General features: G+C 48.4%; 16 protein-coding genes and 2 pseudogenes. 5 read left to right on the top strand and 13 right to left on the bottom strand.

Translation table 11 applies throughout. The annotated features are described in order from the left end of the window. Positions 1–2 precede the first annotated feature (2 nt). A complete protein-coding gene (locus tag L6I86_RS18305; protein WP_236289373.1) occupies positions 3–1,817 on the bottom strand; it encodes an FAD-dependent oxidoreductase in 1,815 nt (604 codons plus the stop codon). Between the two features lie 127 nt (positions 1,818–1,944). On the opposite strand from L6I86_RS18305, the gene L6I86_RS18300 reads away from it, so the two are divergent. Further along, positions 1,945–2,739 carry a helix-turn-helix domain-containing protein gene (locus tag L6I86_RS18300; RefSeq protein WP_236289371.1) on the top strand — a complete coding sequence of 265 codons (795 nt, stop codon included), beginning with the start codon at positions 1,945–1,947 and terminating at the stop codon, positions 2,737–2,739. A 703-nt stretch (positions 2,740–3,442) separates the two neighbouring features. Here L6I86_RS18300 and L6I86_RS18295 read toward each other — a convergent pair. From L6I86_RS18295 to L6I86_RS18245, 12 genes and pseudogenes are all read right to left on the bottom strand, one after another. After that, positions 3,443–4,591 (bottom strand): trans-sulfuration enzyme family protein, encoded by a 1,149-nt coding sequence (locus L6I86_RS18295; RefSeq protein ID WP_236289369.1) that lies wholly within the window; start codon positions 4,589–4,591, stop codon positions 3,443–3,445. 228 nt (positions 4,592–4,819) lie between these two features. Then, a complete protein-coding gene (locus L6I86_RS18290; protein ID WP_236289367.1) occupies positions 4,820–5,149 on the bottom strand; it encodes an ABC transporter permease family protein in 330 nt (109 codons plus the stop codon). Between the two features lie 34 nt (positions 5,150–5,183). Continuing rightward, a pseudogene (locus tag L6I86_RS35930) lies at positions 5,184–5,546 on the bottom strand (DUF1835 domain-containing protein); the annotation flags it as partial. Between the two features lie 432 nt (positions 5,547–5,978). After that, positions 5,979–6,890: pseudogene (locus tag L6I86_RS18285) on the bottom strand (fumarylacetoacetate hydrolase family protein). 26 nt (positions 6,891–6,916) lie between these two features. Beyond that, entirely contained in the window at positions 6,917–7,783 is an 867-nt protein-coding gene (locus L6I86_RS18280; RefSeq protein WP_236289365.1) for an SMP-30/gluconolactonase/LRE family protein, read from the bottom strand. Between the two features lie 15 nt (positions 7,784–7,798). Next, positions 7,799–8,602 carry an IclR family transcriptional regulator gene (locus tag L6I86_RS18275; protein WP_236289363.1) on the bottom strand — a complete coding sequence of 268 codons (804 nt, stop codon included), beginning with the start codon at positions 8,600–8,602 and terminating at the stop codon, positions 7,799–7,801. Positions 8,603–8,639: 37 nt separating this feature from the next. Continuing rightward, positions 8,640–9,398 (bottom strand): SDR family NAD(P)-dependent oxidoreductase, encoded by a 759-nt coding sequence (locus L6I86_RS18270; protein ID WP_236289361.1) that lies wholly within the window; start codon positions 9,396–9,398, stop codon positions 8,640–8,642. A gap of 13 nt (positions 9,399–9,411) precedes the next feature. Next, positions 9,412–10,725 carry an aspartate aminotransferase family protein gene (locus L6I86_RS18265; RefSeq protein WP_236289360.1) on the bottom strand — a complete coding sequence of 438 codons (1,314 nt, stop codon included), beginning with the start codon at positions 10,723–10,725 and terminating at the stop codon, positions 9,412–9,414. A gap of 15 nt (positions 10,726–10,740) precedes the next feature. Then, positions 10,741–12,210, bottom strand: a complete 1,470-nt coding sequence (locus tag L6I86_RS18260) for a M81 family metallopeptidase (protein WP_236289358.1) — start codon at positions 12,208–12,210, stop codon at positions 10,741–10,743. Beyond that, positions 12,207–13,520 (bottom strand): M20 family metallopeptidase, encoded by a 1,314-nt coding sequence (locus L6I86_RS18255; protein ID WP_236289356.1) that lies wholly within the window; start codon positions 13,518–13,520, stop codon positions 12,207–12,209. Before L6I86_RS18255 ends, L6I86_RS18260 begins: the two co-directional genes overlap by 4 nt. Positions 13,521–13,563: 43 nt before the next feature. Further along, positions 13,564–13,950, bottom strand: a complete 387-nt coding sequence (locus L6I86_RS18250; RefSeq protein WP_056620552.1) for a RidA family protein — start codon at positions 13,948–13,950, stop codon at positions 13,564–13,566. Between the two features lie 25 nt (positions 13,951–13,975). Further along, on the bottom strand, positions 13,976–15,070 hold the full coding sequence (locus tag L6I86_RS18245; protein ID WP_236289355.1) for an alanine racemase: 1,095 nt from the start codon (positions 15,068–15,070) through the stop codon (positions 13,976–13,978). A gap of 312 nt (positions 15,071–15,382) precedes the next feature. On the opposite strand from L6I86_RS18245, the gene L6I86_RS35925 reads away from it, so the two are divergent. The 4 genes from L6I86_RS35925 (at position 15,383) to clpP (ending at position 17,921) form a co-directional block, all read left to right on the top strand. Next, positions 15,383–15,631 carry a DDE-type integrase/transposase/recombinase gene (locus tag L6I86_RS35925; protein WP_420851907.1) on the top strand — a complete coding sequence of 83 codons (249 nt, stop codon included), beginning with the start codon at positions 15,383–15,385 and terminating at the stop codon, positions 15,629–15,631. Positions 15,632–16,328: 697 nt separating this feature from the next. Continuing rightward, a complete protein-coding gene (locus L6I86_RS18240; protein ID WP_236289353.1) occupies positions 16,329–16,922 on the top strand; it encodes an ArsR/SmtB family transcription factor in 594 nt (197 codons plus the stop codon). Positions 16,923–16,935: 13 nt separating this feature from the next. Continuing rightward, positions 16,936–17,259, top strand: a complete 324-nt coding sequence (locus L6I86_RS18235; protein ID WP_236289351.1) for a hypothetical protein — start codon at positions 16,936–16,938, stop codon at positions 17,257–17,259. An 80-nt stretch (positions 17,260–17,339) separates the two neighbouring features. Continuing rightward, on the top strand, positions 17,340–17,921 hold the full coding sequence (clpP, locus tag L6I86_RS18230) for an ATP-dependent Clp endopeptidase proteolytic subunit ClpP (RefSeq protein ID WP_056613869.1): 582 nt from the start codon (positions 17,340–17,342) through the stop codon (positions 17,919–17,921). The last annotated feature ends 274 nt before the right edge of the window (positions 17,922–18,195 follow it).

Raw genomic sequence — 18,195 nt, 5'->3', positions numbered from 1 at the left:
AGTTACTCGCAAACGATTTCAACCACTCGCGCATGGTCCAAACCGTTCGTAGAGATTACCTCCAGCCGGAGCGTCTTCAGATTTTTCAGCGTTACCGGCAGATGGATCATGCGTTGAAAATTGTCTTTTATATGTGCGATTTCCATCCTCCCTCGTTCGTCATGCGCGATCAGCTTAAACTCCTTCAGCGTTTCGGCTTGCGGCCGCCCCCACTGCATATACTTTTGAATCACGTCCAAATGGCATAGCATGAGCAAACGGTGAAGACCGGTATCCAGAACGATCGTAATCCGGGAAACCGTTACCGGATCCTCCCACTCCAGCTCCAGCCAAGGACTGCGGTCTCCCGGATCCGACATCCAGCGATGCGTGCCGGCCGTCGTCAAGTCGGGTCGTACCCCCTTCTCCCCATGGACAGCGCGAGTATGCCCGTCCACAATATTACTGCATGTTCCTTGCTTTTGCTCGGACGAAGCGGAAATCCGGGCAAGCTTCGCGAGATTTCCTTCCAGCATCATGCCGGGCAAAAAAGCTCCCTGCCGAAGTAATTGCTGCTGAGCCTCCTTCACGACAACGCTTTGGCGCCACGCTTGTCCCAGCGGAAGCTTGCGCTTCACCGCCGTTGCCGCGAACGTTCCAAGCCCTTCCCCCATGACCGCGCATGTCGCCATGACCCTGGTGCTGGAGAAAGCGATATGGGTTGCCGATAAATTGCGGCCGGCGAACATCAAATTCGAAATGTTCCTGCTAATCATCGAACGCAGCGGAATGCCGTACAGATAAGGCGTAAACGGCTGATTGCACGGCTCCTCGTCTTTCGCATCGATGCCTTGGGGCGGATGGGTATCCATCGACCAACCACCGTAAGCGATCACATCATCAAAGTCGATGGCCTGCTGAATATTGTTTTGGGTCAGCACGTGCTCACCGATAAATCGTCTGGACTCTCTTTTGCCCGGAAGAAAGCCGAACCAATCCAGCGCCCAATTTTCGGAATCGGGGTGATTGCCGCTATTTTTGATGTGATCCCACACCCCAAGCATGATCGCAAGCAGTTCGTCCCGGATATGCTCGTTATCCTTGATCGTATCCAGCGTGCCGCCGAATTCCACCCACCAATATCCGAACTCCCAGGTGTCGTGGTTTCTAAACTTCAAATCTTCCTCCGTAAACTTGCGGGCCCATTTCGGCGGGGTAAACGGCATCGGACGCCCCATGTCCTTCGATGTGAACAAAAGAGAGGATCCGAGACGATAAGCGTCCCTATTCAAACTTGCGCCTGACTCGTTATATTCTACAATCGCTTCCCGGCCGGTCGTTAAAGCGGCCCCTGCTTCAAACCCCAGCCTGCCGTCGCCCGTACAATCCACGAATATGTCGGCCCGAATCGTAAAGCTTTCCTCCGTGCTTTCTCTCACCGCATAAGCGGAACAAATACGGGAGTCTTCGACATCGGCTGCGATAACCGTCGTATTCAGCAGCAGCCTCAAATTCGGTTCGGCGCGGCATTTCTCATATAAGATCAAGTCCAGCATACTCGCGCTCCGCTGCGGATTTCTGACCGAGCATTCAAGCACGATTTCTTCGATTATGCCGCTTTCCCTGCGCTCCGTCTCCAATTCCTTCCCGATTGTGGATGAGCCGGATATATTCATGCGAATCTCCGACGAGGCGTTCCCGCCAAGAACGGAACGGTCCTGGCATAAAATTACCCGGGCTCCGTTACGAGCCGCAGCCAATGCAGCAGCTACCCCCGTCATTCCTCCGCCTGCGATCAAAATGTCCGTATCCAACATTTTCGTATCAGTCTTCCCCATCATCCATTGACTCCTCTGCATTCTATGATATCTTTAATTACATACTACGATCTTTCATTACACATTTGAATTCATAAAATTACTATTTTTCATATCCAAAATTTCACGTCCGACGAGGTGAAGCGAGATGCCCGCAGGCTTTCCGGAAAACGCCTATCATATGTACTGGCTCAAAAAAGTAAAATTCTTAATGGAAACGGATACCTATGTGACTTGGGTCCTTTTTGCGGTGGAGGAAGGAAGGTTTGAATACCAAATAGGAGATAATTACGGAGTGGCCGAGTTCGGAGACGTGGTCGTATGCCCGCCCCAAATTGATTTTCATCGAAACGTGCTGACGCCCTTAAGCTTTCATTCGGTTACGTTCACCCTCCCCGAAGGAGAACCGCAGCAACTTATGCCTCTTTTGGCTCAACGAAAAATAAAGCTGCCGCAGATCCGGCGATTGTCCGAAAACTACACTAGCTTAAGGCAGGCGGATCAGCAGATATCCTTTAGCTCCGATAATCAAAAGCTGAAGCAGCACTATTTGGCGGATATATGGCTGATGATCGCGCAGCAGGCGATGGAATCCCCCGATACCGAGCCTTTACTGAAACATGACGAACTCATTCGCGATGTCGCGATATATTTGATTCACCATGCCCATGAAACGATCGAAATCCGGGATGTCGCGCATCAGTTCGGCATGACTCCCGTGCAGCTGATCCGCAGATTCAAAAACGGCTACGGCGTCAACCCTTTGCAATATTTAACGTCGTTTCGGGTAAAGCAGGCATGCAGACTGCTGCTGACAACGGAGTGGACGCTCGATGTTATAGCCGGAAAATGCGGCTACGAGAATGGCTTTTATCTCAGCCGGGTGTTCCGCAAGGCGATGGGCATAAGTCCTTTCGAATTCCGCAAGAAAAACCGGTATTAGCGGCGAATGCAAAAATATGACGATTGGCGCGGCAATTAGAATGGATTCTTGTGACAAATCGGGAATTTACCGAGAAATCGAACAATCAGCGGAGTTTAACGTTTCTGAGATTTATCGAGTAGGAGGCTACTCATTATTTGAGTAGCCGACCTCTCACACCACCAAGTAAATCCTCTCGGCTATACCAAAAAGTAAAGTTTGAACCTGCATTCTTCTCGCTCATTACGTGATTTTTATAGGTAGAAAAATAGTCATATCTCCGAAGCAGTTCAACAAACTCAAATGGAAGGACCTCCCTTACCCTGCTCAGCGTGCGATAACGAATCCATTTCAACCAAAAGTCCGGCAGCAACTCTGCAGGAGGGATCTTTCGTTTCGTCAATAGCCAGCTTGTTATCTCATATAGATTATTCACGTAGAAGACGAACGTCATAGCATGGCGCAAGAAGTGTCTTGCGGTGGCCGCGCCGGGGATCGCTCAAAGGAATTTATGTCGATGCCCCCTCTTCCTACCGATTTTCGATGAAAATTGATATAGAAGACGAAAAAATGTTCATGATGCAAGCCTGCCAAGTTCGCAGGGCAAGGAGAGCGCCAAGTATCCCGTTGATCATTCATCCTTATCTATGGAAAAGGGGCAATTCCTCAGTCATCTTTCATGACCAAGGGATTGCCCCTTTCTAGTTCTGAATTGTGTTCAGTATCAAGCTTCAATAGAAGCAAACGCTTGCTTCAAATCATTGATGAGATCATCGGGCTCCTCAAGGCCCACGTACAATCGAACGATTACCCTATTATCGGGCTGATTACGCATGTACACCAAGCTCTCGAAGCCGCCCCAGCTAATGCCCTTGCGGAAGTACTGCAGCTGATTCGCCCAACACCGCATGCTCTCCATCGGGATATGGGTTTCGAAAGAAAAAAGACTTCCACTACCCGACATTTGCGAACGATACAGCTCATGCTGGGGATGGCTTTTTAAACCGGGATGGTTCATTTTTATGATAAAAGATTGATTTTCCAAGTAATGAGCAACCTTCAATCCATTTTCTTGAAGTTTATGCATCCTGAGTGGTAAGGTACGCAAGCCGCGCATAAACAAATTGGCGCTTTGCGGATGAAGGATGCCGCCGAATAGCTGGAATTCCTGACGGAACAGTTGATCCAGATGCTGTTTTGCGCCAATTACGACCCCGCCGATCAAATCGCTATGACCGGAAATATACTTAGTCATGGAGTGTACAACCATATCAATTCCATGAGACAGCGGGCTTTGGAAGCAAGGGCTCGCCCAAGAACCGTCAATAATTGTCTTTGCTCCAATCTTTTTTGCAAGCGCTGCGAATTGCTCCAAATCCTGAAGTTCAAATAACATGCTCGTCGGGCTCTCCAAATAAATTAAGCGGGTGTTCGGACGTACGGCATTCTGAGCTTCCAACAGATCTTTACCATCAACAAATGTAGTGTCAATTTGAAATTTCACCAGATATTCTTCCATCAGTCTTCTGGCTGGACCGTAACAGCCATCCACGCACACGATATGGTCGCCCGCTTGTACCGTTGACAGAACCGCAGCCGAAATCGCTGCCATTCCTGAGGCAAAGCATCTCGCTTCCTCTCCGCCTTCCAGCTCCGCCAAACGCTCTTCCAATGCACGAACCGTCGGATTGTTGCCGCGAGTATAAATTATACTACTCACTTCAAAGGCAAGCGCCTCTTCCAATTCTTCATGCGTTTCAAACGTGAACAAGCTGTTCTGATAAATCGGATGCGTGACCGCACCGTAATGTCGCCCATCATGCATATCATGCGTGACGATGGTCTCCTTGCTGTTTGTCTGAATCTCTTGCATATTTTCCTCCACCTTCTCCTAAAAGCTTCTATGATCTATGATTCTATGTATAAATTAGCCTTTTTCGGCCCTTGTGTTAATCCTTCGACAATGAATCGCTGACAAAACGCGAAAATAATAATCGTAGGAATAACAGATAACACGGCTCCCGCAGACATGGGGCCCCAATCAATATTAAACTTGGTGATAAAGCCGTTCATAGCAACTGGAATCTTCTTAGCCAATTCTTTATCGAATTTGCGGGCCTCCCTTAAATTTATGACGAGCCAATACATAAGCACTGAGCGTCGTAATGAGAAGCACCGTGAATGCAGAAGCGAGAGAAACGATTAAACTATTAAAGATATAAATATGAAAATTGGAGATTTTGAAGATATTAATATAGTTTTCGAATGATATCGTTGACGGCCAATATTGCAGGGGCAGCTTAAAAATTTCTTTGGACGGCTTGAGTGAAGTGATGAAAATCCAGTAGAGCGGAAATACCATGATTATCAGCACAATGCCCAGAAAGAACAGTTTTCCAGGGAAACGTAACCATCTCATGATGGGATTCATCAGAAATCAGCTCCTTTCTCAGACTTGGTCGCCATCAAGTAAAACACGGTACCTCCGACATGTTAACAACATTAATCTGCTGTTCTCTTTCTCTCAACAAATGCAATGTAAAGCGTAAGCCTGTCTGATCATGGGCATTATCCGCGCACCAAATGACGATAATCTTACTTTCAGGAATGCTTTTTATAGCATTTACAATATTCACAAGCTGATGCTCTCTGTTTATATGTTGACCATATCTGAAATCCCTATCGCGTTCCATCATCCTAAATAGCCTATTTTTCTAGCCAGTTGTTGTATCCAAGTCAGATATTGGTCCTACTGAGAACAACTCATTAAACGCCATAACTTGAGATACCATCCGTTTCCCAATTCTACTAAGAGCTACTTTTAACGAACCTGCATTGTTGACTTCGAACTACATCTATTTGCCTTTGAGAGTTTTACGACCAAAAAAGATTCGAAAGAAAGCCTCACAAAGTTGCACTAGTAGCTTGTGCAAATAAGCTTGTTCATTGGCTTTATGCCCTCATTAGAAACAAAAAACCGTTCAGGTTATCCAAACTGAATATTATTAGTATAACCTTCCAAAAACAACATGTGGAGGGTCTTTTTGCCTTTCACAAGCACCCAAATCTAGGCAAACACATTTCGAGGAGTTGGAATATCATCCGTCTTCCGTCTTCATTTTCACTAAAAAAGCCTGATTTCTCAAGCTTTTACGAAATAAGTTACGTAGGAACATCTTTGTCATTTGTGATCATATTCCGGATTATGCCCAAGACCAAACTGGGACAGCGATTGCCTACAATTAAAAGGAGGTTTCCCTTTATGTCTGACTTTTCATTGAAACAAAGCTATTGTCCTTAATAAAACTGTTGGTTATCGCACCGAGATTCTCAATCTCCACTGTAACACTGTCCCCCTCTTTGAGGTAGATCTGCCGCTCAGGCGGAAACCCCAGTACAACACCCTCAGGTGTTCCTGTCAAAATAACATCCCCAGGCTCCAAGGTCATATGGTGAGAAATGTAGCTAATAATCTCATTACAATGAAAAATCATATCGGACGTATGCGAATTTTGACGCACCTCGCCATTCACAATTGAAGTGATCGCCAATTGGTTCAGATCGCCAACTTCATCCGCCGTAGTCACATAAGGACCTAGCGGGCAAAATCCATCGCAAGACTTGCCTAATAACCATTGTGAAGTTTTAAGCTGCAAATCCAGCGCTGACAGGTCATTGCGGGACAATAACCAAACACATAACCAAGCGCCTCTTCCTTGGATACGTCCTTGGCCCGCTTGCCGATAACTATGGCCAATTCCGCTTCGTAATCGAGCTTTTCCGTCTCTAACGGGATGATGATTCGCTCACCGTGACCCGACAATGCATTGCTGAATTTGTTAAACAAGATCGGACTCGTCGGAATAGCGGCATTCGTTTCCTCGCGTGCTTACGATAATTCAGACCTACACCTATATCTTACCCGGCTCGGTAACGCAAGGACCATATTTGAGCGCGCTCTCGTCTAGCCATCTCGGGTTGTCCAAGCTCTCGACCCACTGCCGCAAACGGCTCACGGCCTCTACTCCCTCTTTAATAATCGCCATGATATCCGTAGAATCAAGTCCATGACTTTCCCCAGTACTCTCGACGTGCAGGGAGCCTTGCTTCGTTATGACTCCTAATGCATATTTGTCCCCATCCCAAAAAGTAAACAATCTCTTCTCCGTCATCCCCTAGCTTTATTCAATTTGGTTGATCACCCGATAAAGGAATACGATTCGGCTCCGCAAATATCCAATTTCACTCTGAATAGACCGCCTGACAATGGATATTGACGTAATAATTCCTCACTTAACCACTCTCTTGCCGTCGTAATATAGAGCTCATTGCGATTCTTACCGCCAAATACGCATGAGGTTACATGAGGAGCCGGCACGGATAGACTTTGCAACATCTTTCCGGTACGCGGGTTCCAACGAGTCACCTGATACCCGCCCCAATGAGCGATCCATAACATCCCTTCTTCATCAACGGTCATACCGTCAGGCGCTCCAGCTGTTCTTGGAATGTCAATCAGCAGACGCTTACCGCTGATCGAACCGCTAGCCAAATCATAGACAAAAGCTGCAACGGAATAAGTGGGTGTGTCAATGAAATACATCGTTGTACCTTCCGGACTCCAGCCCATACCGTTGGATAAGCTGATCCCCTCCAAAACCTTCGTAATACTCAAATCCGGATCCATTCGATAAAGGGCGCAGTCCCGGGGTTTCCCCGTCAACGATAGCGTACCCGCCCAGAATCTTCCTACTGGGTCGCATTTGCCGTCGTTGAACCGGTTATCCAGCTTACGAGCTTCCGGGTCATGAATGGAAAGCCATTCATTCGTCTCTGGCCTAAAGCTATAGAAGCCGTGCTGCATCGCTAAGATGAATCCACCCGATTGTCTTGGAACTACGGCACCCAACAGTTGGTCGGATTGATATTCATTCAGCTTACCATCCGATGGGTTGAATTCATAAAATCTTTTACCTAATATATCCACCCAATAGAGGACTTGCCTGTTACCATCCCATGAAGGACCTTCCCCAAGCGCTGCTCGAATGTCGGTTATGAGCTCCAAGGTACACCCCCTCTTTTAGACATAGCCGAGTTTCTGAGAAATACGTTTCGCTGCCTCTTGGATATACCGCGCAATGTGCTCCAACTCCTCATCCGGAAACCGGTGCTTCGCACCCGAGAGGCTAATTGCCCCTTCGATCCGTCCAAACATATTAAAGATCGGTGCGGCGATACAGCGTGCACCTTGTACGATTTCTTCGCGATCCACCGCGTAACCAGACTCTTTAATCGAGGCCAGTTCACGCAGCAATTGCGTTTCATCCTGAATGGTAAAGGGCGTATAAGCAGGTAGTCCAAATTGGGCGATCATCTGTTTAGTCTCTAGTTCTGGGAGATGCGATGTGATCATTTTTCCTGTTGCCGTAGCGTGAAAAGGGGCTTTAGAGCCTACTTTATCCGTCATACGAAGCGCATAGGTGCCCTCGATGATTTCCATATATAGTACTTCGCCCTCCGAAAGCACGCACAGATTGACCGTATCTCCATGTGTTTCGACCAGTTTATTCATCTCCGTTAATGCCGCAGTGCGCAGTGAGCTTCGCTCCAGCAGGTTCTTCGTAATGACCAGTTGCTTGTAACCCAGGCAATATTTCCCGTCCTCGTCGCTGCGGCTGAGAAACCCCCTTTTTTCCAATGTAAGAATAATGCGGTATAGAGAGGACTTGGGTTGCTTCACCAGTTCCACGAGTTCGATCAGGCTTAGAGAATCATGCTCAGATAGCGCCTCAACGACATCCAGCGCCTTCTCAACGGAGTGAATCGCATATCGGTCCTGTTTATCTTTTGCATTATCGGATTTATCCGGTTTGATTGGCTCCATAACTATTCCACCTTATTGTACGAATTGCGGAAAGCGATTAAGATAACCTGCTCAACTGTCCGCCGTCGACGACCATGCAGTGACCTGTCATATAACGGGACTCGTCGCTGGCCAAATAGAGTGCCGCATTCGCGATATCCTCCGGTTGGCCGACCTCCTGCATGGGAATCGTCTTTAAGTATTCCCCGATTGCCTGAGGATTGTCAAGAAGCGGCTTTGTCAGCCGAGTTTCGATGAAACCGGGGCATAACGAGTTGACACGGATTTTGTCCTTGGCCAGCTCAAGCGCCATCGACATCATCAGAAGATTGATGCCGCCCTTGGTAGTGTTGTAGTGAGCTTGATCTGCTTCTGCGGCAAGGCCGTTAACGCTTGACATCTGTATAATCGAGCCTCCCCGGCCCTGACGTACCATTTGTCTTGCTGCAAGCTGGGATACTAGGAAAGTGGCCTTGAGATTGATGTTCATGTGACGGTCCCATTCCTCTTCGGTAATGTCCAGGAATGGAGTAGGCTTGCAGATGCCAGCGTTGTTTACCACCACATCAAGGCATCCCCATCTTCCGATTACACTGTCTAACACACTCTCCATCTGGATTTTGTATTGGACATCGGACTCGAACGTCATAACTTCGCCGCCTTCCCCAGATATGAGGTCGCGCACCTCATCCAGCATATCTTTTTCTAATCCGATCACCGCCACCTTAGCGCCTTCCCGGGCAAATCTCAAGGCAATGGCACGCCCAATGCCTAGGGAGCTTCCGGTAACAAGCGCTACCTTATTCAGTAATCTCATAGCGACCCTCCTTCTAACTGATAAGTTTACACAACGCCCGATCAACCGCCAGCAGCGTGGCCTCAATATCAGCCTGTTCATGAACGGCCGATATATACCAAAGTCCATTCGGCCTTAAGAGCACACCCTCTTCCAGCATCAGCTCGGCGAACTTGACATATTTGCCGCTGTCTCTGCGGTTGAACGTATCAAAATCGGTAACTTCCTTCACATCGATAAACATCATATGGAACACGGGGCCAACCTGATTCACAACTCCTGCAATACTGTGTTTGTGCATCAGCTCACGTATGCCCTCCGAAAGTTGGATAAATAAGTTCTCCATACGGTCGTAGACGACTCCGTTATCACATTTCAGCTCACGGATAGTGGCAAGTGCGGCTGAAGTAGCAACGCTATTACCGTTCAACGTCCCCAAGTGACTTACAGCGGCGGTATCGATATGCTTCATCAGCTCAGCACTTCCCCCCACGGCGCTAATCGCGATTCCTCCACCCATCGCCTTGCCGATTGTCACCAGATCGGGCTTAATTCCAAAACGTCCGTGCGCACCACCCAAGCTGAGCCGGAATCCTGTAATCACTTCATCCAGAATGAATACAATGCCAAGCTCCTTTGTCAAGGTGCGAAGATGCTCCAAATATCCCGACTTCGGCTGGATACATCCCGAATTGCACATGACCGGCTCGGAGATGACCGCTGCGATTTCATGTGCCCGTACGCGTAATACATTCTCAAGCGCAGCAAAGTCGTTCCATGGCAAAAGTATAATATCCGCCAAGCTGTTCTCGCTTTGACCTTGCGTACCCGGAGGTACTGCAGCGGTCTGCCCGTCGTTGTCCGATTGTGCCAAACCCGCTCCCGGAAAGGAAGTGAATATCGAATCTGACCAACCGTGATAGTGACCGTGGAAGCGGACGACCTTCCTTTTTCCCGTATGAGCACGGGCCAACCTCAGCGCCAGCATGACCGCTTCCGTACCAGAACCGCTCAAAGCGACCTTGTCCGCGCAGGGAAGAATGTCAATCAGTACATTGGCAAGTTCGATTTCGCCGTCATGCTGCAAGCCGTAGGTATAACCTTTGCGCATTGCAGAAAGGATGGCATCCGTCAATCCGTCATGCGCATGACCTAGAATAAGAGGTCCGTATGCCAACAAATAGTCGATATATTCATTTCCATCGACATCGCGGATGCGGGCACCCTTGGCGGACTCTGCATAAAGCGGAGTCGGTTTTTGAGAAGCGCGCAGCGAGCTGGCAACACCTCCTGCAAGGTGTTTCTTGGCTTGCTCGTATTTGGACAGCGATTGGTCTATTTTTAACATGATCTAACTCCCTCCCTATGGTTGTGGATCGAATGGGTAAATCGGACGCCTCAGCTGTTCGTATTGAAAGTTCCGCAAATTGGAACCGCAGCAACCTGGTGTGTCTACAGGAATTATGTCTTTGCATATGTTTCCGAACGCCGTCTTCCAAGCTATAGCTGATTTCACGACGATTACATGATAGTCCTGCGGATGAAGATCAACTGAGCTGACGTGGCCTGGGTCCCATGGAGCCGTTCTTTTTTCCGTACATATGATGGTCAACAGTCCGACTTCAATCACAGCCGTTTTCCCCATACCCGCCCATTGACCGGTCATATAAGGGCCTGTATGCGTGTACTTGCCGTCGGTCAAATTTCGGATCGTTCCCTGAATGGGAACGGGATCACCATGCAGCCTATCGCTCTTGCCCCCGATCGCTCCATGAAACGTTGCGCCTACGCCAAGGCGATGGGCCTCTAGAGCGGCTTGCGCGTCGCAAATGACGATTAGACTTTTCTTCGGTGGATTGACAAGATGCCTGAGAAGGTGTGTCGCATCCGCAGGAGAGCCTCCTCCTACATTGTCGGACCCCTCTACCAGGATTACGGGTCCTTCTTGTATGGCCATTGCTCTGTCGATGGCTGTCACTGCGGAATAACCCGCATATTCGAACCGATCCCTTCGCTCCCAAGCCATTTGCTTCAGCTCTTCTGCATAGTGTTCTGCGAGTGCGGGATTACCGTTTGTAGTCACGATAAAAGCTACGCCGGCTTCGGGCACATCACTGTAAGGGAAACCTCCGGCTACCGTTACATTCAGCACACCAGGGTCGCGTTCTATATCGAATGCCCGATCCATAATTTCTTTCATTGGCCCATCCTCGTCCGTCAACATCATCTGTGGAACGATGAGCATGCCCGGCTGCGAAAAAATCATGACAGGACTGATCTCGCCTTGAACGGTACGGACAAGCAGCTTCACCGCTTCAACCGCTCTCTCATACGCATCGATGTGCGGATACGTATCGAAGCCGACCAGAATGTCTGCGTTGTATACCATCTCGCGGCTGATGTTGGCGTGAAGATCCAATGTTGCCGCAACAGGTATAGTCGGACCTACACGTTCCCGAATACGCCGGAGAATTTCACCTTCCATATCCGGATATCCTTGGGCTACCATAGCTCCGTGCAGCACGGCGACTACTCCGTCTACCGAAGCTTCCACCGAGTTGACGATCGCATCCATGATCGCCTCGGCCGCCCCGCCGATGACCAATCCGCTTGGCGTCGCCCCCGTATGCAGGCCACAGATGATCTTCGCGCCTTCTTCCTGCAAGCCGTCCAGGACACCGCCCATCGAGGTACGCGTTCCAGAATAGCGCTCCAGGTAAGCATCGTCCTCCTGCACCCACTCCGATCTGAAGGCATCCAAATCCGTTAAACCAGGCGCGAATGTATTCGTTTCATGAAACATGCCTATAACCGCAATTATCACCTTTATCATCCTTTCGCGGGAAGCAAGCCACACCATTTGATAATTAACTCAGCATACCAATGTATCAATTGCTCATACCCTTCAAGATCGAGGTATTCATCCGCTGCGTGGGCATTCGCCCCTCCCGGACCTAGAATTAAGGCGGGAGTATCGCTGTATAAATTAAATATAAAGCCGTCGCAGGCAAAAGGTGATCCTTGAGGCGGGCCGACTGGTCGGCCGAGAACTCTGTGGCCCGTCTCCGCCGCTAACTTCAGTAAGTCTTTGGTGTTGTCGTTCTGCGCCATTTCACTTCCACTCAAGTATCGGATCAGCGGCTTGATAGTCGGATGGCATTTCTGCAACGAGGGGTAATTAAGACGCTGATCTTCATAATAGGACCATAGGTCGGCGATAATCTCCTCGCCCGTTACACCCGGATACGCTTCGATCCAGAAGTTAATCTCCCCAGTTGCGGGCAGTTTCTCTTGCAACTCGCGGGAAGCGTCTCCCGAATAGATGGACAAGAGCGTAACTTCCGGAACTTTGCCGTTAACCCACATGGGATGCTTCGGCTGCTGTTGCATGCGATATGTCCCAAAGGCGCGCAGCAAATTTGCGAATTCCACCGTAGCTTCCAACGCACTGACCAACTCTTCGCCATTAAATCCGATTCCGCTTTTCCCTTCGAAAGTTGCCTTCCAAATACCTCCACCCAGGTGAGCCGGATACAACTTAAGATTGGAAGGCTCGGGGATGATGGCTATGTCCGGATGCGGCCCGCGAAGCCTCCCGGCCAATGTCCCGTTTGCGCCGCCGTGCTCTTCGTCAACAACGCTTTCTATATATACTTTTCCTCCAATAGGGATAGCCAGAGCCTTCAGACATCGGACAGCAATAAGCGCCGCCGCCATCCCCCCCTTCATGTCGTACGCACCGCGACCGTATAATTTGCCATCGTGAACTTTGCCCGAGAACGGTGGAAAGTTCCAAGGTTCATGGCCTTGGTACACCGTATCAGCATGTCCCGAAAACATAATCGAGCGACCAGAACCCCCGAAGAAGCTCCCGACAACATTGGGTCTGTTGACATAATTTCTGCCAGACATATAAGCCGGATGCTCCTGTAGGCCAGGAACCTCATCGAGCTCATAACTATCCACCTCCGCACCTTCCTCTTTCATCCATTCGGCCAAATAGCGTTGATATTCCGCTTCATCTCCATTCGGCGGGTGATTCACGCTCGGAATTTGTACGAGCTGGGCAATCAATCCAATCGCTTCCTCACGATGATCTTCCACCCACAAGCGTATCTCTTGCGATAACCGGCTATGGTCCATTAGCTTATATGTCCTCCTTAGCGTTAGTTAGTCGTTCTCAACCTTATACCCGTTTGGAAGGTGCATACGCGATAACATCGATTTCCACCAAATATGCTCCCAGATCGACTGGTGCCGTCGTACGTGCTGGATACGGCTGCTGGAACACTTCCGAGTACGTCTTGTTGTAATCGGTGAAGTCCTCGGTGCGACTGACGAAAGCGTTCGATTTAATCACATGATCAAGGGTTAAACCCACAGACGCTAGTATGATTTCCACATTTCGCAAACACTGGCGAGTCTGCTCTTCAATGGTCGGACCGGCAATTGCCTGGGTAATGGGATCTACCCCAACTTGCCCGGAAACGTAAATGAAATCTCCAGCTTGAACCGCGTGAGAAAAAGGTAATGGGAACTGCGGAGCTTGTGGAACTTGAATAGCTTTTGACATAATTATTTTCCTCTCCTTGGTTAGCTTAATTGATTTTACCGCGCGCATCGACGTAGATATCCTGAAGCACTTCATCGCCACACATACCTAGAAGCTTGTTATGCAGATTGGACACGGTGCAACAATGATTTGGAATAAATTCGAGACGCTCTCCTATCGAAAACGTAATGCCAGGAGGTAGCTTGACAATTCCGTGCTCCTCACTCAATCGTTCAATATATACGTCAGGATTGTTTTTGAGGCGGCCATAACCCGGACAGTGTGGGTTTGTATCGATACTGAAAGTCTTGGAGCCTGCATCGATAATAACCGTTCCTTCTCTTGGTGTGCTTACAACCGTTGCCAGTATGCTCATGGCCACTTCGTTCATGCTGATTGAACCTATTGCCAGCTGTGAAATATCACCATATACATAAGCGCCCGGTCTCGTTTCCGTCGCACCGTGCTGTTCTGCAATAAACTTGGACGTTGGCGTGGAGCCGACGCTGATCTCGGGAATGGTTATGCCGTCTTGAGCAAGCAGATGCTGCGTTTGAACAAGCACTTCAACTTCAACGGCCGCCGTCTGACGCAGCTCTTGAAGATTACTGGCACCGTAAGCATGACCGCCGTGTGTCATAAGTCCACGCACCTCGACTCCCGGCAATGCGGTGATTTCCTTGACCAACTCCGCAGTTGGGTTCCCGGGTTCCAATCCGCAACGGTTCAACCCCGAATTCACGTCAATGTAGAGGGGGATGCGTGTGCCTAGAGATTCGCCTAGGTCGGATAATCCTTTGGCAACAATGACATTATCCGTACTGACAGTTACCTTAACTTTCCGGTTAATCAATGCAGCCAGCCTGAGCAGCTTAGATTCGCCGACAAGCGGAAAAGCGATCAGGATGTCATCGATCCCAGCTTCTGCGAGCACCTCGGCTTCACCCAACTTGGCTACGGTCATGCCGCAAGCTCCGTACTCCAGCTGCTTCTTTGCAATCCATACACTCTTGTGCGTCTTGAAATGGGGACGCAGCCTCACGCCCGCTTGGCGGGTTAACTCAGCTGTATGCTTAAGATTACGGTCCAACACGTCAAGGTCAATTAGGACCGCTGGCGTCTCGATATGTGAGACTTTCATAAGTTCCTCTCCTTCGTGTAGCATTTCTTTGGTATTCTTCGAATTCCAAAGAGTTTCCCTTTAACTTCCTAGGGGCTTTCTTCGAGAAAACCATTTTTGATAAAAAAAGGTTTTATTTAGTGAAACCAATGTTTCATGTTTATCATAATCCATTATTCTCATGTTTGTAAATACGAAAATGGTATATTTAAAAAAGGATAAGAAAGTAAGAGATAGCAGCTCAACTTTCTCTCGCGGAATACTCCGTACTAACTTCCCCGCTCCTGTCTATAAGCATAAATTTGATAGGGATGTGCCGGACCGGCTAAAGGGATCTACTGTTATCTGTACCTCATTCTGGATTTGTATAGCAGAAAGATTGTTGCATGGGAGGTCTGGGAGGAAGAATCTGCTGAGAACGCTAGTATACTCGTTAAACGAGGTGCGTTATCTGAGCAATGCCAAGCATCGCGGAGCCCGTTAGTGCTGCACTCTGACAATGGAAGCCCTATGAAAGGAGCTTCAATTAGAGACGCTGTACCAGCTAGGGATAATTCCATCAAGAAGCCACCCGAGGGTTAGCAACTAATATTTAGAACGTGCAAATACCGTCCGGACTTTCCAACGAATGGTTTTAAGGAATTAACAACATCTCGAGAATAGGTGCTATCTTTTGTAAAGTGGTATAACCTAGAACACAGACACGGTGGTTAATCCGAGCAAGTTTTCGGATAGCGAACAGAAGTATATAAACAGGCGAAATTGGCACATCCAGAGAGATGGTCAAGGGGAATACGCAACTGGACATTTAAAGAGGAGTCATGGTTGAACCCTGAACGAATGAGTCAAATATTAACCGAGAAAATGCAGAGTTCTTAAGCTATATGATTAATGGGTCAACGACAACTTGCTTGACAAACGCTGCCGCTACCCTACCATCCTTAAGTCTATTCATCTGCGTTTTACGTATAGCACTTCCTCCATTCATCATTCATTCCCCCTCAAATAAATATGCGTTCACCCAATGGAGTGAACGCATTTGCTGACTAAGGACATTTGCACTATATATCGTGGTAGTATTAAATCTCAGCCTAAAATAACATTTTCTATACTTCAAAACTTTATTTGTCACTTAAAAACTTTATTGTCTACTTCAAAACTTATTTGTCACCCTATAACGACACGATTGTTGTTCCACCCCGCCCATTGACTTTCTCTCCCTCACGTAATAAAATATTTGTACGTAACATATAATTTGTACACGGAGGCTATCCACTCCATGCCACAAGACAAAGAGATCCAAGACAGCTACTATATCGAGTCCCCGGAGCAGGCAACGGTGTTGCTAAATCCGCTTCGCGGAGAAATCATCGCTCAGCTCTTAGAACCGGGATCCGCCGCGGAAGTGGCGCGCACCTTAGGCGAGACGGCTCAACGAATCAACTATCACCTGAAAGCGTTGGAGAAGGCAGGCTTAGTTACGCGCGTAGGCACACGCCAAGTGCGCAATCTGGTTGAGGTACTCTACCGTTCGATTGCCAAAACCTTTGTACTGGCCGAATCTCTCAGTATGAAGCCTGAAACCTTGCAAAAACTGAAGGATCAGAGCTCGCTCGCTCATCTCGTGACAACTTCCGAGCGAATCCGCCGAGATGCTATGCTGCTCATGGAGCAGTCGGATGTCGGCGAAGTGATTCCAAGCGCAACGCTACAGCTTCAAGTGCAGCTATGCACGGAGCAACAGCGACATGCATTCATTGAAGAATACACAGCAATGGTCCAGCAGTTAGTGCAACGCTACGCAGGTGTTCTTGGTGACGATCAAGACGCTTATCAGGTATTACTAGCCGTTTATCCCAAACCAAAGGAATGAGGAGGCAATTACCATGAGTCAAGAGCAAGAGCTTGGGCAAGCACATGAGAAACAAACAAATCTGCCACAGCAGGATACTGCTCCATCATCCGTATCACCTGTCATCGCTTGGGAACAGCCCCTTGCCAAAACAAGCGATTCCTCCAAAAGCAAAGTCATTTCGATTGAATCTTATCGCCGACAAGATGCCGCATCTATAGATTCCGAAGCAACCGTTACGGTTCGCGAGTTTCCATCATTTCAAAATGAAGAACCTATTCGACTCATCATGGTTTCCTCTGGATTTGGACAGAAGACTACCGTGCATACCCATACGATCCAATGCAAAGCCGCTTAATGCGTTAAACCACTTAATTATGCTAAGCCTTAATCTTGTAAACAAAATAACCCATTTCCATCTTAGAAAGGATGATTTCAATGAGCTTCATACCAATGGTAGTCGAACAAACCGCGCGCGGAGAGCGCTCGTATGATATTTACTCCAGATTGCTGAAAGACCGGATCGTATTCCTCGGTACGGAAGTTAATGATCAAGTGGCGAACGCGATTATTGCCCAGCTTCTGTTCCTTTCAGCAGAGGATCCTGAGAAAGATATTTCGCTCTACATCAACTCGCCTGGCGGATCTACCTCAGCTGGTCTCGCAATTTATGACACGATGAACTTCATCAAACCCGATGTATCCACGATCTGCGTAGGTATGGCTGCCTCCATGGGCGCTGTTCTGCTGACAGCTGGTGCTCCGGGTAAGCGTTTTGCTCTACCGAATGCTGAAGTTATGATTCACCAACCTTGGGGAGGCACACAGGGTCAAGCGAGTGATATTCAAATTCGCACCCAGCATATTCTTCGCACACGCAGCATTCTGAATGGCATCCTTGCCGAAACGACCAAACAACCGATCGAGAAAATCGAACGGGATACGGATCGCGATTACTTCCTAGAAGCAGAGGATGCGCGCGTGTACGGGTTGATTGATAAGGTGATTTCGCGAATTTAACGAATATCTGCAAAATGAAAAAGACTACCGAAGAGCGTATCTCTTGGTAGTCTTTCGTTTTATTTCGTCGCATTAATAGTTGTGGCCTGCGCCAATTAAACTGCCTGCTGAACGGAGCGATGGGGATAGTGGTCATAGTCGCTCTCGTAACCGGACATGCAACTCATCCCTCTCCCCGGTGCTTCGCACAAAATAACAAAACCCGCCATCCGTTTCCAAAGAAACAAGACAGCAGGTTTTACTGTATTCCGATGCGAAACCTCGCTAGTCTTCG

The sequence above is a fragment of the Paenibacillus allorhizoplanae genome, assembly GCF_927798215.1.
GTDB classification, from domain to species: Bacteria; Bacillota; Bacilli; order Paenibacillales; family NBRC-103111; genus Paenibacillus_E; species Paenibacillus_E allorhizoplanae.
The sequence above is the reverse complement of the archived record's forward strand: the minus strand, read 5'-3'. Positions and strand labels throughout refer to the sequence as shown.

Bases quoted from the DNA above. Each gene is read 5' to 3' on its own strand.
- L6I86_RS18305 (WP_236289373.1), bottom strand. From the start codon at position 1,817: ATGGGGAAGACTGATACGAAAATGTTGGATACGGACATTTTGATCGCA.
- L6I86_RS18300 (WP_236289371.1), top strand. From the start codon at position 1,945: ATGCCCGCAGGCTTTCCGGAAAACGCCTATCATATGTACTGGCTCAAA.
- L6I86_RS18295 (WP_236289369.1), bottom strand. From the start codon at position 4,591: ATGCAAGAGATTCAGACAAACAGCAAGGAGACCATCGTCACGCATGAT.
- L6I86_RS18290 (WP_236289367.1), bottom strand. From the start codon at position 5,149: ATGAATCCCATCATGAGATGGTTACGTTTCCCTGGAAAACTGTTCTTT.
- L6I86_RS18275 (WP_236289363.1), bottom strand. From the start codon at position 8,602: ATGGAGCCAATCAAACCGGATAAATCCGATAATGCAAAAGATAAACAG.
- L6I86_RS18270 (WP_236289361.1), bottom strand. From the start codon at position 9,398: ATGAGATTACTGAATAAGGTAGCGCTTGTTACCGGAAGCTCCCTAGGC.
- L6I86_RS18265 (WP_236289360.1), bottom strand. From the start codon at position 10,725: ATGTTAAAAATAGACCAATCGCTGTCCAAATACGAGCAAGCCAAGAAA.
- L6I86_RS18260 (WP_236289358.1), bottom strand. From the start codon at position 12,210: ATGATAAAGGTGATAATTGCGGTTATAGGCATGTTTCATGAAACGAAT.
- L6I86_RS18255 (WP_236289356.1), bottom strand. From the start codon at position 13,520: ATGGACCATAGCCGGTTATCGCAAGAGATACGCTTGTGGGTGGAAGAT.
- L6I86_RS18250 (WP_056620552.1), bottom strand. From the start codon at position 13,950: ATGTCAAAAGCTATTCAAGTTCCACAAGCTCCGCAGTTCCCATTACCT.
- L6I86_RS18245 (WP_236289355.1), bottom strand. From the start codon at position 15,070: ATGAAAGTCTCACATATCGAGACGCCAGCGGTCCTAATTGACCTTGAC.
- L6I86_RS18240 (WP_236289353.1), top strand. From the start codon at position 16,329: ATGCCACAAGACAAAGAGATCCAAGACAGCTACTATATCGAGTCCCCG.
- L6I86_RS18235 (WP_236289351.1), top strand. From the start codon at position 16,936: ATGAGTCAAGAGCAAGAGCTTGGGCAAGCACATGAGAAACAAACAAAT.
- clpP (WP_056613869.1), top strand. From the start codon at position 17,340: ATGAGCTTCATACCAATGGTAGTCGAACAAACCGCGCGCGGAGAGCGC.